The organism is Streptomyces sp. H27-H5, from assembly GCF_026627505.1.
GTDB lineage: Bacteria > Actinomycetota > Actinomycetes > Streptomycetales > Streptomycetaceae > Streptomyces.
Map to the genome: position 1 here is coordinate 101,962 of NZ_JAPNLK010000009.1, position 14,662 is coordinate 116,623.

A 14,662-nucleotide genomic window follows, 5' to 3' on the forward strand; every position below is an offset into this window, starting at 1 on the left:
CGGCCGGTCGGCCGGGGGCGTGCCGCTCCGGGGCGGGTGCCCGGGCGGGCGTCAGCTCACCTGGAGGGTGACGTCGTCCACCACGAAGGAGGTCTGGAGGGACTGGTCCTCGGCCCCCTGGAACTGCAGGGTGACGGTCTGGCCGGCGAACCGGGAGACGTCGTAGGTCTTCAGTGCGTAGCCGGAGTTCGCGTTCACGTTGGACAGCGTCTCCAGTGTCTGGCCGCCCACCGAGACCTTGAAGGTGTCGTAGGCGACGTTCTCGTTCTCGTCGGTGTCGATGTGGAGGTAGAAGGACAGTTGGTGGACGGAGCAGCCCGCCGGGATGGTCAGCGACTGCGAGGCGCTGTCCGTGCGGCTGGTGCCCCAGCCGTTCAGCCATGCCTTGTACGAGCCGCCGTGCGGGGTCTGGCCGGCCTGGTTGGTGATGACGCCCGAGGAGGCGGTCCAGGGGCTGGAGCCGTTCTCGAAGCCGCCGTTGACCACGACCTGGCGCGGGGTGCAGGTGCCGCCGCCGCCCCCGACGGTCAGGGTGTAGGTGGTGCTGTGGCTGGTGGTGCCGGTACCGGTGACGGTCAGCGTGTACGTGCCCTGCGCGGTGCCCGCGCCGACCTGTACGGAGAGCGTCGAGGACTGGCCGGACTGGACGGAGGTCGGGCTGAGGGTGGCGCTGACGCCGGAGGGCGCGCCGGAGACGGACAGGGCGACGGTCTGGGCCGCGCCGCTGACGGTGGTGGTGTTGACGGTGGAGGTGACGCTGCCGCCCGGGTTGGCGGAGCCGGCCGCCGGGGAGGTGGCGAGGGAGAAGTCCTGCGCGGGGGTCTCGCCGCCCACGGCCTGCTTCCAGATCGCGTAGGCGACGCCGTCGGCGCTGCGGTCGAGGACCGTGGCGCTGATGTTGTTGGTGGTGTCACAGGCGCTGTGGTAGCAGGAGTCGTACGCGGAGTTCGCGGTGCCGCCCCACTTGGTGGCCTGGGCGGAGGTCTTGCGGGCGCTGGCACCGGCCGCGTAGCCGGAGGTGGGGATCCCGCCCTGCTGGAAGGAGTAGTCGTCGCTGCGGCCCTGGCCCTCGACGTTCTCCTCGGGGGCGAGGTTCAGCGAGGTCCAGTAGGCCTTGAGGGGGGCGGCCGCGGCGGAGTTGACGTTGTTGATGAAGTAGCCGCCGTTGGTGGAGCCCACCATGTCGAAGTTGTAGTAGGCCTTGATGGCGGTGCGCTCGGCGCTGCTGAGCCGGCCCACGTAGAACTCCGAGCCGTTCAGGCCCTGTTCCTCGTCGGTCCACCAGGCGAAGCGGACGTGCTTGGTCATGGTGGGGTTCTTCTGGGCGAGGACCAGCGCGTTCTCCAGCAGGGTGGCGGAGCCGGAGCCGTTGTCGTTGATGCCGGGGCCTGCGGAGACGCCGTCGAGGTGGGCGCCGAACATGACGGTCTGGTCGGCGGGGCCGCCGGGCCAGTCGGCGATCAGGTTGTTCGACGGGTAGGTGCAGGAGGTGCAGTTCTGCTCGGTGACGGTGAAGCCGGCGGCCTGGAGCCTGCCCTTCACGTAGGCCAGGGACTGGGTGTAACCAGCGCTGCCGGCGCGGCGGTTGCCGCCGTTCTGCGAGGCGATGGTGTTGAACTGGGTCAGGTGCGCCTGGACGTTGGCGACGCTGATGTTCGGCGGGTCGTTGCCGGGCTGGGTGCCGCCGACGTTGAGCGTGTAGTCGACGGTGTGCGCGAGGCTCGGGCCCTGGCCCTTGACCACGACGGTGGAGGCGCCGGGGGCCGCGCTGGAGTTGGCGGAGAGGGTCAGTGTCGAGGACTGGCCGGACTGCACGGTGGCCGGGTTGAAGGTGGCCGTGACGCCGGCGGGCAGGCCGGTGGCGCTGAGGGTGACCTGCTGGGCCGATCCGGTGGTGGTGTTGGTGGCCACCGAGGTGGTCACGGAGCCGCCCTGCTGGACGGTGCCCGCGGCCGGGTTGAGGGCGAGCGAGAAGTCGTCGTTCTGTCCGCTCGGGGTGCAGGTCGGGTCGGCGCTCTGGGCGGGCACGCTGATGGCGTCCCAGGCGGCCTTGGTCTTGTTGAACAGGTTGCAGGTGGTCGGGTCGAGCGACTTGGCGGCGCCGAGGGTCGCCGTCCGGTACTTCTTGTAGGACATGCTGCTGGTCTTGAGCAGCATGCCGCCGTAGAAGATCTTGCCGGCGTTCTGGACGCCGACGCCGGTCAGGGTGCTGGAGTTGCAGGTGCTGCTGGTGGGCTTGCCGCCGCCCGGGCTGGTGCCCTCGGCGAGCAGGTAGAACCAGTGGTTGAGCGGGCCGGCCGCCGCGTGCACCTCGGTGCCGGGGATCGCGGAGCTGTAGCAGGCCGGGTCGTTGTTGACGGCCGGCGGGTTGTACATGTTCCGGATCGGTCCGCGTCCCTGGAGGTTGATCATCTCGCCGACGGTGTAGTCCGGGGTGTCGTACGGGGACGGCTCGTTGATGTACGCCTCGGTGAGCGCGCCGAAGATGTCACCGGTGCCCTCGCCGAGTCCGGCCTCCTGGCCGCTGGTGCCGCCCGGGGTGTTGGAGTCGATGGCGTGCCCGTACTCGTGGGCGACGACGTCCACGCCGGCGATCCACTCGTTGGCGGTGTTGCGGCCGATGGTGACGGAGCTGCCGTCCCAGTAGGCGTTGAGGTCGCTCAGGCCGACCTTGCCGGGGAAGCTGCGGCCGTTCCCGCTGACACCGTTGCGGCCGAGCCACTGGCCGAGCATGTCCCACTGCTTCTGGGCGGCGAACATGAGGTCGGTACAGCCGGTCTCCTTGGAGGTGGCGCTGGTGCTGCCCCAGGAGTCGGAGGACTTCGAGAAGACGGTGCCGGTGCTGTAGTCGGCGCAGCTCAGCCCGGTGCGGTTCGGGTCGCGCAGGGAGTAGGTGCCGCCGGAGGCGGTGGTGTCGATGGTGAGCGGGCTCGGGCCGTTCCACTTGCTGGTGCCCGTGCCGGCGACGACCTCGTCGTGGCGGTCGACGACCTTGCCGGTGCGTGCGTCCACGAACACGTGCAGCTTGCTCGGGGCGGTCTTCGTGCGGCCGGAGAGGACGGTCTCCCAGGCCAGGACCGGCTTGTCGTCCTTGAGCCGGACGACCAGCCGACGGTCGAGGACCTTGTCCACCGAGGCGAGTTCGGCGCGGGAGGTGGCCTCGGCCGTGCGGGCGGCGACGGTCGGGGTGGTCGCCACGTCGATCACGGTCGTGGAGGCCGACTGGAGGGCGCGGACGCGGCCCTCGCCGTCGGCGAGGACGACCGCGTCGCCGCCGACGACCGGCAGGCCGCGGTAGCTGCGCTCGTAGGCGACGGAGTAGAGGTCCTGCACCCAGGGGGTGACCAGGCGCCGGTCGTACTGCTGTTGGGGAGAGTTGACGAGGGTGTCGAGTCCGCTGCGGACCGCCGCGTCGGCGGCGGCGACGGCCCGGGCGGCGGATCCGGTGGGTTGTCCCTGCTGTTGCGGCGTGGCCGAGGCGGTGCCGGCCAGCGCGCCGGCGAGGCTCGCGGTCAGTGCCATGGCGGCCACGGACGCCATCCATCTGGTGGGCTGCAAGAGTCCACTCCGATCGTGTGTGGGGGGTCTGGCTGCGCCGAGTATGGGCGTGGACATGGCGAGATTGGGACATCCCTGCCGGCATAAGACCCGCGTTATGGTGCGGTGGGGTCACCCTGCGTAAGCTGCCCTGATGCAGCTGGAGTTGAGGCATCTGCAAGCCGTCTGCGAGATCGCGGAGGCCGGCAGCCTGGGGGGCGCGGCGCGGCGGCTGGGGATCTCACAGCCGGCGCTCTCGGCCCAGTTGCGCAGGATCGAACGGGTCACCGGCGGCGAACTCTTCGTCCGGGGCCGGCACGGCGTGGAACCGACTCCGCTGGGCCAGTTCGTGCTGGCCAAGGCACGCCGGGTCCTCCACGAGATGGACGCGCTCGGCGCCGACACCCGGGCCATGTCGACCGACGACCCGCTGCGGCTCGGCTGCATCATGCTCGTCCTGCTCGACGGCCTGCTCGCGCGCACCGATCTGGCCCTGTCCGGGCGGGAGATCACCGTGGACCTGGAGGACTCGGTGACGGCCCTGGTGCGGATGCTGGGCGCGGGCCGCTACGACGTCATCGTGTACGGCGAGGTCAACGACCACGTGGTGCCGCTGCCCGGCGGTGTCCTGGCCCGGACCTTGGTCCCCAGGGAGCCCTTCTGCATCCGGATGTCCGCCCGGCACCCGCTGGCCCGGCGCGACGACCTCGAACTGGCCGACCTGGCCGACGAACAGTGGATGACCCTGGTGGAGGACGACGACGGCGGCCCCGAGGCGCTGATCGAGGCCTGCGCGAAGGCGGGTTTCGTCCCGTCACTGCGCTATCGGATCATCGACCGCAAGATGCGGCACGACCTGATCGCCGCGGGCCGCGCCATCGCGCTCAGTCAGCCCACGGCGCCCGTCGTGGACGGCACGGTGATGCGCCCCCTGGTCGGCACCCCGATCACCGGACGCATCCGGCTGGCCTGGAATCGCTCGTCGGTCTCCGCGCTCCAGGCGGACGTCCTGTACCGCGCGGCGGCGGGCTCGTACCTGGCCAACATCGACAACCACCCCTTCCACCGGGCCTGGTGGGACGCCCACCCGGAGGTCCACCCGGCCCTCGACTGAACCGGCCCCGCGTGAACCGGCCCCGCGGCGGGCCGGACCCGCGGAAGGCCGGACCCGCGGAAGGCCGGCGGGACCGGGGTCGAGCGGGAGGGGGCGGCGGGGACCGCCGTACCGGGGCCGTCAGCGGACGGCGTCGACCCTTGAGGGGTTCGCGTCCATGAGCGCGAGGTCGGCGGTGAGGTTGTCCAGCCAGGCCATCGCCGCGAAGAACACGGGCGCCGCCGTGTCCGGTTCGGGGCGGTGCAGGGCCCGCTCCGGCGGCGCCGACGGGGGCCTCGGGGCGCCGGCGCGGTCGGCCACCTCCCGCAGCCCGGCCGCGACCCAGGTTCCGTACTCCCGGACACCGGCCGCCTCGACGGGCCCGAGCGGCAGGCCGTCGGGGCTGTTCAGGACCCGCCGGGAGCCCCAGAGCACGTGGTGGCCGACCATCAACGCGGCCTGCCAGTCCTGGTGGGGCGCGGCGGGCCGTTGGCGTTCGGCCTGGTACTGGGCGAACGCCGTCTCGGCCATGGTCAGGGCGTGCCGCACCCGCATGTCCTCGGGGCCGGGCGGCGCCGCCGTGTCGCGGGTGGTCACCTCGACGTCGTCCGCCGCGGTGCGCAACAGCACGGCGACCGCGCGCTGGAGTTCGTCATGGGCGCCGCGCGGCCAGGCCAACACGCCGCAGACGATGCCGATCACGCTGCCGATGAGCACGTCCAGGAAGCGGACCTCGGCCAGTTGCCAGGTCACCGGCGCCAGTTGGGCGAAGACCATGGCGACGACCAGGGTGAACATCGCCTGCGCCCATCCGACCCCCTTGACCGGACCGACGATGAACGTGACCAGCATCAGGGGCGGCAGCATGACCTCGTAGACGGTGGTCGCCTCGCCCGCGAGCCCCAGCACGGTTCCGGCGGCGAGCGCGCCCAGGCTGGTGCCGATCAGGGCGGTGCGTACGGTGCCTCGGGTGGCCACGGCGGTGGTGCGGGTCAGGCTGACCACGGCGAGCATGGCCCAGAAGCCGTGCGGGAGCGAGTCGACCCCGGCCACGGTGCGGGCGACGGCGAGGGCCACGGCGAGCCGGACGGCGTTCTGGAAGTGCACGGACCTCGGGCCGCTGTGCCCGGCGATCCGGTGCCACCACAGCCGGGCCGTGCTCTGGCGGGCGTACCAGAAGCGGTCCGCCGGGTCGCCTTCCCGTCCGGCCGCCCGGCCGTGCACGGCGAGTTCCGCCGCCGCGCGCAGGACGAGCGCGGCGTCGGCGACCTCCAGCAGCGCGGCGTGCCGGGGGCCGGAGCCCGGCTCCGAGATCGGGGTGTCGGCGAGTTCGGCCCGCAGCCTCCACAGGGGCGCGGAGTCCGTCGGGGGCGGGTTGCCCTCCCGCAGCAGGACGGCGGTGCCGTCGGCCGATTCCCGTACGGCCCGTACGACGCGCAGGCCGGGCTTTCGGGCGGGCAGCCCGGCCGCCGGTGCGGGGAGGTTGCGGAGCCGGGCCAGCAGGGTGCGGGCCGCGAGCCCGGTGTGGGCGAGCGCGCGCTCGCGCACCCCGGGGCCGGCGGGTCGTTCCGCCTCCGGGACCAGGGAGGGGCGCAGTGTCTCGGCGACGGCCTTGGACCGTTCGGCCTCGGCGGCGGGCAGGGTGTGGGGCGGGCGTTCCAGGTCGCTCGCGCAGCGGGCCGCCTCGACGGCGGCGTCGGCGGCCCGGTCCCGGTAGCCGGGGACGCGCGGGTCGGGCAGGACGTACCGCTCGGCCAGGATCAGCAGGACCAGTCCCACGAGGGTGCCGCCCAGCCGCTCCGGGAGGTCGTCGGGGGCGTACGGCGGGAAGCTCGGCAGGATGTACATCAGCTGGAGGCCGGGGGCGGCGCCGGCCGGCCGGGGCCCGCCCGCCGCGGCGAACGCCAGGCAGAAGCCGATGACGAGCATGCCGGCGACCGCGGTCCAGGTCCGCACGGCGAGGAAGGTGCCGATCACCACCAGCACGCAGGTCACGGGCAGGACCCGCACGATGACGACGGCCCGCTGCCTGCCGCTGCCGGGGATCCGGGACAGGCCCGCCAGGGCGACGGCGGCGAACAGGGCGTAGGTGGCGCCGACGGACCGGTCCAGTCCGTACAGCAGCACGTAGAAGGCGAGGCAGGCGGCGAGGGTGACCCGGACGGACCGGCGCGCGGCCGCCGGCACGGCGCCGGTGCCCGTCCGGAGTTCCTCCAGGGCTCGCACGGTTTCAGCGTCGCACGGCCGGCGCCGGCGGGACATTCGGGGACGTCAGTCCTCCGTCGGGACGCAGAGCACGGGGACCGGCGACAGGTGCAGCAGTTTGTGCGGGGTGGAGCCGAGCAGGGCGCCGCGGATCGGGCTGTCCCCCCACGTGCCGACGATGACGACCCGGGCCCGGTGTCGTGCGGCGGCGTCGAGCAGGGCCTGGGCCGGTTTTTCGTCGACCACCTCCACCGTCGAGGGGACTCCGGCCTCGTCGGCGGCCTCCACGGCGTGCGCGAGGGCGCTGCGGCCCGCCTGGCGGACTGCTTCGCGGTGGGCCCGGTACTCCTCCCCGGTGGCGCCGGGCGCGTTCGCGCCGTAGACCAGCACCAGGGGTTCGCCGAAGGCGGTGGCCACCTCCAGGGCCACCCGCAGGGCACGTTCGGCGCCGGGTGATTCGTCGTACCCGAGGACCACGGACATGGGAGGCCTCCCGCTTCAGTGCTGTGTGGCGTGGACGAGCGCGGGGTCGGCGACGCCGCGTCGCTCCTGCCAGAACCGGCCGTCCCGGAGCCGCCAGAAGCACATGACGAGGACGCCGACGACGGCGATCCCGATCCCGATGACCAGCGGCGGTCCCAGTCCGAACCAGGAGACGCCGCCCGCCGAGTTGGCCGGGTTCGCCATGTCGCCGATCGACTCCACGAGCAACCAGGCCAGCAGTGCGGCGCCCACCAGCGGGCCCAGACCGATGAGCAGGAAGTTGTGCAGGCTCTCCGTCAGGTGGCGCCGGTAGTAGATCACGCAGGCCAGGCCGGTGAGCGCGTAGTAGAAGGCGATGAGCAGGGACAGCGCCGTCAGGGAGTCGAGCAGGGCGTTCTCGCTGATCTGGTTGACGACGAGGTACCAGGCGATGGCGATGCCGGCGACCCACCAGGTGCTGACGTCCGGGGTGCGGAACCGCGGGTGGATGTGGGCGAGCCCCGGGGGCAGCGCGTGGCGGCGGGCCATGGACAGGGCGGTGCGGGAGGCGGGGATGATCGTGGTCTGGGTGGAGGCGAGGGCCGAGGTGCAGACGGCGAGGAGGACCACCCAGTCCCAGCCGCCCATCACCTCGTGGGCGAGGACGGCGAAGACGGCTTCCTCCTCCCCCGCGTTGTCGGCGAGGAAGGCGGTTCCGGCGTAGGCGACGACGGCGAAGCCCACGGACAGGTAGGTCACCAGCAGCACCACGGTCGACCAGATGCCCGCCTTGCCGGGTGCGGTGGCGGAGTTCTCGACCTCCTCGGTGAGGTTCACCGCGGATTCCCAACCCCAGTAGATGAAGACGCCGAGCAGCAGTCCGCCGGTGAGGGCGGCGCCGCCGGCGCCGAACGGGTTGAGCCAGTCGATGCTCGGTTTGATCGAGTCGAGGGTGCTGGTGCCGGCGTAGACGCGGTAGAGGGCGACCACCGCGAAGGTCAGCAGGAAGAAGACCTGGGCGATGATCAGCACGTCCTGGAGGCGCGCCGACATCTCCGTTCCGATGACGCAGACGGCCGTCATGGCGAGGATCACCACGACGGTGAGGGTCTGTCGGATCACGGGGTCGGTCGCCCAGTCGTCGAGGCCGGCGGCGAGCAGGCCGAAGTGGACGGCCACGTCGGCGAGGGAGCCGATGACCAGCACGCCGGTCATGGCGATCGCCCAGCCGCCCAGCCAGCCGGCCCACGGGCCCATGGCCCGGGTCACCCAGGAAAAGGTGGTCCCGCAGTCCTGGTCGACCTTGTTGAGGTAGTAGAAGGCGGCGGCGATGAGCAGCATCGGGACGAAGGACGCCAGCATCACGCCGGGGGCGTAGATCCCCGCCAGTGCCACGATCGGCCCGATGACGGCGGCCAGCGAGTAGGCGGGCGAGGTGGAGTTGAGGCCGATGACGAGCGCGTCGAGGAAGCCGATCGCGTTGGCTTTGAGCCCCGCCTCCGGGATGTCGCTCGCCGGTCCGCCGGCCTTGCCGTCCTGGGCCATGTACGCATCCTCACGCACCCGGCACCGCCGCGCGAGGCGGGCGGCGGTGCCGGTGGGCCGGTCGGGCCGGGTGGGGCTCCGTCAGTCGACGGCCTGGGCGAAGCGGAAGAAGCGGTGCGGGTCGTAGGCGCGCTTGACGCTCCGCAGGCGGGTGTAGTTGCGGCCGTAGTAGGCCTCCCGCCAGTTCGTGAGCGCCGGGTCCATGTAGTTCTGGTACGAACGGCGGCTGGAGCGCGGGTACAGGGTGGCGTAGCCGCCGTCGACCCAGTCCTGGGCGCGTTCGCGGTCCTCCGCGGCGGGGTCGCCGACGGGGAGGCCGACCTGGAAGCCCGCCTCGAACAGCACGTCGCGGTGGACGAAGGCGGTGGCGTCGGGGGCGACCTCGTTGATGCGGCCGCCGTACGAGAACAGGCCCAGGAAGCGGAACTGGCCGGGCCGCGGGTCGCTCCGCAGGACGGTGAGGGCGGCCTCGGCGGTCGCCGGGGTCCAGCGCCGGTCGAAGTACACGTTGCGGTAGGTGGCGTAGCTCTCCCGGGGCAGCGTGGCCCTCGGCGAGTAGCCGATCCGGTGGCACTCCTCGACGGAGGCGTCGGCGCAGCCGTACACCTTCATCATGGCCTGCTGGTACGGGAGCTGCGCGGCCTCGCGGCTCGTGGTCGGCCGGCCCGCCGAGGCGACCAGCCGGTCGAGGTGTCGGTCCGCGGCGGCCAGGGAGCCGACGTGGGCGCCGGAGACGACGACGGTGGGGGCGGTGCCCTCGGGTGAGTCCGCGGGGAGGATGACGAACAGCTCGGAGGCGAGTTCGCGCGGTGCGTCGGCGATCCAGTCCTGCCAGGCGAGCAGGACGTCGGCGGCGTGGGCTCCGTCGTAGGTGAGGGTGTAGACGGTCATCGAGGGCGCGTCGACGGGGCGCAGTTCCAGGTCGGTGACCACCCCGAAGTTGCCTCCGCCGCCGCCGCGCAGGGCCCAGTACAGGTCCGGGTGCTCGGCGGCGGAGGCGTCGACCACCGAACCGTCGGCGAGGACGACGCGGGCGGAGACCAGCCGGTCGCTGCCCATGCCGAAGGCGCGCGCCGTCAGTCCGAGGCCGCCGCCCTGCACCCAGCCGCCGATGGCCACGGTGGGGCAGGTGCCGGAGCCGAGCTGGATGCCGCGGGGGGCCAGGGTGTTGAGGATGTCGACGCCCTGGCTGCCGGGGCCGAGCCGGACGGTGTCGCGGCCCGGTCGGATGCTGTTGAGCCGGGAGACGTCGATGACGAGTCCGGTGGTGGTCGAGTAGCCGGCCTGGCTGTGGCCGCCGCTGCGGACGGCGGCGTGGAGCCCGTGGTCCTGGGCGAAGCGGACGCAGTGGGCCACGTCGGCGCTGTTGGCGCAGTAGGCGACGGCCTGGGGCCGGATCGCGTCGTAGCGGGCCATCTGGAGCTGTTTGGCCAGGTCGTACGTGGGGTCTTGGGGCAGGACCAGTCGGCCGGTCAGCCGTTCGCGCAGGCGGGCGAACGGGGCGCCGCGGTCGCTGGCGAGGGCCGCGGTCCCGAAGGCGGTGCCGGAGGCGAGGAGGCCGGCGGCCCCGGTCGCGGCGCCGGCTCTCATGAGTGTGCGTCTGCTGATCATGCGGATGGCTCCCCCGGTGGGCACGGTGTGGTGGATGTGGTGGATCGCGTGGGTGCGGTGGATCGCGTGGGTGCGGTGGGTGTGGGTCAGGCGGGTGTGGTGCGGCGGGTGCGGAAGGCGGGGTCCGCCTGGCGCAGCAGTTCGTCGGCGTCGTCCAGCGGTGGGCGGATCCACTGCGCGGTGAGGGTCCGCTTGAGGGTCTTGGCCTCCGCGCCGGTGAGCCGTACGGTCCGCTCCCAGCCGGTGGTGGACACCGCGCCCGCCTCTCCCAGGTCGAGGGTGGTGACGTGGGGGGCGGGGCGGAACGGTGCGGGCGCCCGGCCGGTCAGGCTCGCGGCGGCGTTGTGCCCGGCGTGTTTGCCGAGCGGGATGGCGTACTGGCAGCTCGGCAGCACGAGGTGGTCCGGGTCGGCCCGGGCGGCTGCGGTGTCCCCCGCCGCGTACACCCCGGGGACGCCGGGGACGCGGAGGAACTCGTCCACCTCCAGGCGTCCGATCGGGTCGCGGGGGCCGGGGACCAGCGCGGTGAGCGGGGCCGCGACGACCCCGCCGGTCCACACGACGGTGCGCGTGGACAGCACGGCGCCGTCCGAGAGGGTGGCGTGCGCGGGGGTCACCCGTTCCAGGGTGGTGGCCGGACGGGTGTCGACGCCGAGCCGTTCCAGTGCCTCGACGATCACCGGTCGGGGGCCGGCGCCGAGGCCGGGGGCGAGTTCCGGGTCCCGTTCCACGAGGACCACCCGTACCTCGGCGGCGGCGCCGTGGGGTGCGGCGATCGCGCGGAGCCGGCCGACGAGTTCGGTCGCGGTCTCCAGGCCGGTGAAGCCCGAGCCGATGACGAGGGCGGTGAAGCGGCCCGGTGCGACGGGCTCTCGCGGCAGCCCGCGCAGGTGGGTGTCCAGGGCGGTGGCGGAGTCGATGTCGTCGACGTCGAACATCAGGTCGGCGCCGGGCAACTCGGGCCGCACCAGACGGCTTCCGCACGCCAGGATCAACCGGCGGTAGGGCAGGACGCGTTCCCGGCCGGCCGCGTCCGCGGCGGTGACGCGTCGCCCGACGCCGTCGATTCCCGTCACGGTGGCGGCGACGCGCTCCACCCCGACCGGGCCCAGAACGCGGTCGAGCGGGACCCTCATGGTGTGCGGGTCGGCCTCGTAGAGCCGGGGCCGGAGCACCAGGTCGTCCCCCGGTGTGACCAGGGTGACCGAGTGGTGGGGGGCGCCCGCCTCCCGGAGGGCGCGGACGGCGGACGCGGCCGCCCACACCCCGGCGAAACCGCCGCCGACGACGAGGATGTCGGGCATCGCGCTAGCCCTTCGCGCCGTCGGCCCGCGGGCCCGGGTCCCGGGTGATCCGGTCGAGGAGGGCGTGCACCGCGTCCACGGCGTCGGCCGCCTCGCGGGCGTGCAGCGCCTCCTCGCGGGCGTGTTCCGGGTCGTACGGGTCCTCGGGCGCGGCGTGGCCGGCGGCCCCGGGGCCGGCCGGCCCCGGGGAGGTCAGCAGCTCCAGCACGGAGCCGAGGAGCAGGGCGAGCCGGCCTCCGTTGTCCGCGAGGAAGGTCATCGACCCCTCGGCGAGGGCGGCCCGCAGGCGGGGCGCGGTGAGCGCGCCGTCGCCCGCCGAGGCGGTGAGCAGGAGTTCGCCGATGCGGGCCTCCAGCGCGGTCGGCGCCCAGCGGGCGCTCGTGTGGTCCCGGCTCAGCGTTGCCAGCAGGGAACGGACACGGGTGAGGGCGGCCGGCTCCGGGAGGACGGGGCGGGTCGACGAGGGGGCGTGCGTGGTCATGTCGCCAGCGTCCCGGCCGTCGGACAGGGCGTGACCAAGAACCGGCAAGGCGCGGGCGAGGCCCCGCCGTCGAGAAGCCGCGCTTCGGTGCGTCGGGTGCGGGGCTCAGACCTCGACGGCGAAGTGCAGGGCGCCGATGGTCAGGCCGTGGCGGTGGTAGAAGCGGTGGGCGCCCTGGTTGGTCACCCCGGAGTCGAGTTCCACGCGGACGCAGCCCTCCTCCCGGGCCCGGGCCTTCAGGGCGGCCAGCAGCAGCGCGCCGGTCCCGGTGGAGCGCCGGTCCGGATCGGTGACCAGGTCGTCGACGAACAGGATCCGACCGCGGCTGGTGGCGAGGACGCGGTGGGCCGCCACACCGAGGCAGTGGCCCGCCTCGTCGTAGGCGGCGGTGAACACCAGCCCCTGTGCCTGGGCTTCGTCCGCGAAGGCCTCGAACGCCTTCTCGTCCAGCGCGGGTCGCAGGGCCCGGATGAGCGGGCCGACGTCGGCGGCGACGCGCGGGTCACCGAGGGGCACCTCGTGGAGCGCCGCGGTGCGCGGCGGGGTCGTGGTCATGGGGGCATCGTAGGAACGGCGGCCGGGCGGCCGATGGAGCGGCGACCTCGTCCGACTCGACGTACGGGACGCGCCGGGCCTGGACTTGACGTGCGGGGCGGGGACTTGACGGACCTCGGCGGCGCGAATCGCCGTCCGGGGGCGCCGAGGTGACACACCGGGGTCGGGGAGGTGACGGACCTCGGGCGGTGATCGCCTCCGGCCGCCCGGGGGCCCCGGAACCGCACCAGAATCCGGGCCATGCGTGCTGCCTACATAGAAGAACTCGGTCCCCCCGACTCCATCCGTCACGGCGAACTGCCGCCACCCGTTCCCGGTTCGGGCGACGTGCTGGTCGACGTCGAGGTCACCGCCGTCAACCACGTGGACACCTTCGTGCGTTCGGGCGCCTGGCGCACCCCGGTGCCGTTCCCCTTCGTCGTGGGACGGGACCTGGTGGGAACGGTGGTCTCCGCCGGTCCCGGCGCGCCCGGCTTCGCGGCGGGTGACCGGGTGTGGTGCAACAGCCTCGGTCACGCGGGCCGGCAGGGCGCCGCGGCCGAGCAGGTGGCCGTGCCCGCGGACCGGCTGTACCACCTGCCGGCGGGGGTGGATCCGGTGCACGCGGTGGCGCTGGCCCATCCGGCGGCAACGGCGCACCTCGCCCTGTTCACGCACGGTCGGGTCCGGGCCGGCGAGACGGTCCTCGTACTCGGCGCCGCCGGGAACGTGGGGAGCGCGGCGGTGGTGATGGCCGCCCAGGCGGGTGCCCGGGTGGTGGCCGTGGCCGCCGGGCGCGACGCCCCGTACGTCCGCTCGCTGGGTGCCCGGCACGTCGTGGACTACCGCGAGGAGGACGTGCCGGCCCTGATCCGGGCGGCGGCTCCGGACGGCGTGGACCTGTACGTGGACACCTCGGGCCGCAACGACCTGGAGACGGCGGTGGAACTGCTCGCCTCCCGGGGCAGGGTGGTCGTCCTCGCCGGGCTGCGGACGCGTCCGGTGCTGCCGGCCGGCGCCCTGTACCTCCAGGACCGCTCGGTGCTCGGCTTCGCCATCTCCCACGCCCGTACGCACGAACTGGCGGACGCCGCCGCGAACATCAACCGGTTGCTGGCCGACGGGCTGCTGAAGCCGCACGCGACCGAGGTGCTGCCGCTGAGCGAGGCGGGCACGGCGCACCGTCGGCTCGACGAGGGAAAGGTCCGCGGAAAGCTCGTCCTGCGCGTTTCCTGACGCATTCCCGAATTCATCGGCGCGCGGCGCCATCGACCTGACGGATAGCAATTTCGGCCGTTGACCGGCCGTCCCGACAAAGACAGGATTTCAACCATGACGAACATCATCGAAACCTCCCCGCTGTTTGAACTCCGCGCCGACATCGTGGTGAACGCCACCCCCGAGGAGGTCTACGCGGTGGTCAGCGACCTGCCGCGCAGTGCCGAATGGAGCCCGGAATGCATGGGCGGCGAATGGATCTCGGGAGAGCCCTCCGCGGTCGGTTCGATCTTCCGGGGCGAGAACCTGCGCAGCGAGCAGGTCGTCGCCTGGGCTCCGCTGGTCCGCGGCACCTGGTACACGGAGGCCCGGGTGACGGCGGCCGAGCCGGGCCGGACCTTCCGTTGGATGATGCTCACGCACGCCCAGGAGGACCAGGAGAGCGTCTGGGGCTTCGACGTGGAGGCCGACGGCTCGGGTTCCGTGCTCACCCACCACTTCCGGATGGGAAAGGCGACCGCCGGAATCCACAAGATCGTCGCGGATCTGGACGAGGCGGGGCGCCGGAAGTTCGTCGACGACTGGACGGCGAAGCTGGTGCAGGATCTCGACGCCACTCTCTCGCGCATCAAGGACGTCATCGAAAAGGCCTGAATTCAGACCGGCATCGGC

11 protein-coding genes are annotated in these 14,662 nt (G+C 73.2%); 3 read left to right on the forward strand and 8 right to left on the reverse strand.

Annotated elements, in window-relative coordinates; all coding sequences use genetic code 11:
- Positions 1-51: 51 nt before the first annotated feature.
- Positions 52-3,540: a M28 family peptidase gene (locus OTB19_RS06385; protein WP_267797058.1), complete on the reverse strand. Its 3,489-nt coding sequence runs from the start codon at positions 3,538-3,540 to the stop codon at positions 52-54.
- A gap of 151 nt (positions 3,541-3,691) precedes the next feature.
- On the opposite strand from OTB19_RS06385, the gene OTB19_RS06390 reads away from it, so the two are divergent.
- Entirely contained in the window at positions 3,692-4,651 is a 960-nt protein-coding gene (locus OTB19_RS06390) for a LysR family transcriptional regulator (protein ID WP_267797034.1), read from the forward strand.
- 120 nt (positions 4,652-4,771) lie between these two features.
- Here OTB19_RS06390 and OTB19_RS06395 read toward each other — a convergent pair whose 3' ends face one another.
- The 7 genes from OTB19_RS06395 to OTB19_RS06425 all read right to left on the reverse strand — a co-directional run bounded on the left by OTB19_RS06395 (position 4,772) and on the right by OTB19_RS06425 (position 12,793).
- A complete protein-coding gene (locus OTB19_RS06395) occupies positions 4,772-6,856 on the reverse strand; it encodes an FUSC family protein (RefSeq protein WP_267797035.1) in 2,085 nt (694 codons plus the stop codon).
- A 45-nt stretch (positions 6,857-6,901) separates the two neighbouring features.
- Positions 6,902-7,318, reverse strand: coding sequence for a universal stress protein (locus OTB19_RS06400; RefSeq protein ID WP_267797036.1), 417 nt, complete (start codon positions 7,316-7,318; stop codon positions 6,902-6,904).
- Positions 7,319-7,333: 15 nt separating this feature from the next.
- Complete coding sequence (locus tag OTB19_RS06405) at positions 7,334-8,842, reverse strand: APC family permease (RefSeq protein ID WP_267797037.1); 1,509 nt, start codon at positions 8,840-8,842, stop codon at positions 7,334-7,336.
- A gap of 81 nt (positions 8,843-8,923) precedes the next feature.
- Positions 8,924-10,453 carry an FAD-binding oxidoreductase gene (locus tag OTB19_RS06410; RefSeq protein ID WP_267797038.1) on the reverse strand — a complete coding sequence of 510 codons (1,530 nt, stop codon included), beginning with the start codon at positions 10,451-10,453 and terminating at the stop codon, positions 8,924-8,926.
- 86 nt (positions 10,454-10,539) lie between these two features.
- Positions 10,540-11,757 (reverse strand): NAD(P)/FAD-dependent oxidoreductase, encoded by a 1,218-nt coding sequence (locus OTB19_RS06415; RefSeq protein ID WP_267797039.1) that lies wholly within the window; start codon positions 11,755-11,757, stop codon positions 10,540-10,542.
- 4 nt (positions 11,758-11,761) lie between these two features.
- Positions 11,762-12,238: a hypothetical protein gene (locus tag OTB19_RS06420; protein ID WP_267797040.1), complete on the reverse strand. Its 477-nt coding sequence runs from the start codon at positions 12,236-12,238 to the stop codon at positions 11,762-11,764.
- Between the two features lie 105 nt (positions 12,239-12,343).
- On the reverse strand, positions 12,344-12,793 hold the full coding sequence (locus OTB19_RS06425; RefSeq protein WP_267797041.1) for a GNAT family N-acetyltransferase: 450 nt from the start codon (positions 12,791-12,793) through the stop codon (positions 12,344-12,346).
- 240 nt (positions 12,794-13,033) lie between these two features.
- On the opposite strand from OTB19_RS06425, the gene OTB19_RS06430 reads away from it, so the two are divergent.
- Complete coding sequence (locus OTB19_RS06430; protein ID WP_267797042.1) at positions 13,034-14,008, forward strand: NADPH:quinone reductase; 975 nt, start codon at positions 13,034-13,036, stop codon at positions 14,006-14,008.
- A 96-nt stretch (positions 14,009-14,104) separates the two neighbouring features.
- Positions 14,105-14,644 (forward strand): SRPBCC family protein, encoded by a 540-nt coding sequence (locus OTB19_RS06435; RefSeq protein ID WP_267797043.1) that lies wholly within the window; start codon positions 14,105-14,107, stop codon positions 14,642-14,644.
- Positions 14,645-14,662 lie beyond the last annotated feature (18 nt).

Excerpts from the sequence above, each read along its gene's own strand:
- OTB19_RS06385 (WP_267797058.1), bottom strand. The coding sequence starts at position 3,540 with ATGGCGTCCGTGGCCGCCATGGCACTGACCGCGAGCCTCGCCGGCGCG.
- OTB19_RS06390 (WP_267797034.1), top strand. The coding sequence starts at position 3,692 with ATGCAGCTGGAGTTGAGGCATCTGCAAGCCGTCTGCGAGATCGCGGAG.
- OTB19_RS06400 (WP_267797036.1), bottom strand. The coding sequence starts at position 7,318 with ATGTCCGTGGTCCTCGGGTACGACGAATCACCCGGCGCCGAACGTGCC.
- OTB19_RS06405 (WP_267797037.1), bottom strand. The coding sequence starts at position 8,842 with ATGGCCCAGGACGGCAAGGCCGGCGGACCGGCGAGCGACATCCCGGAG.
- OTB19_RS06410 (WP_267797038.1), bottom strand. The coding sequence starts at position 10,453 with ATGATCAGCAGACGCACACTCATGAGAGCCGGCGCCGCGACCGGGGCC.
- OTB19_RS06415 (WP_267797039.1), bottom strand. The coding sequence starts at position 11,757 with ATGCCCGACATCCTCGTCGTCGGCGGCGGTTTCGCCGGGGTGTGGGCG.
- OTB19_RS06420 (WP_267797040.1), bottom strand. The coding sequence starts at position 12,238 with ATGACCACGCACGCCCCCTCGTCGACCCGCCCCGTCCTCCCGGAGCCG.
- OTB19_RS06425 (WP_267797041.1), bottom strand. The coding sequence starts at position 12,793 with ATGACCACGACCCCGCCGCGCACCGCGGCGCTCCACGAGGTGCCCCTC.
- OTB19_RS06430 (WP_267797042.1), top strand. The coding sequence starts at position 13,034 with ATGCGTGCTGCCTACATAGAAGAACTCGGTCCCCCCGACTCCATCCGT.
- OTB19_RS06435 (WP_267797043.1), top strand. The coding sequence starts at position 14,105 with ATGACGAACATCATCGAAACCTCCCCGCTGTTTGAACTCCGCGCCGAC.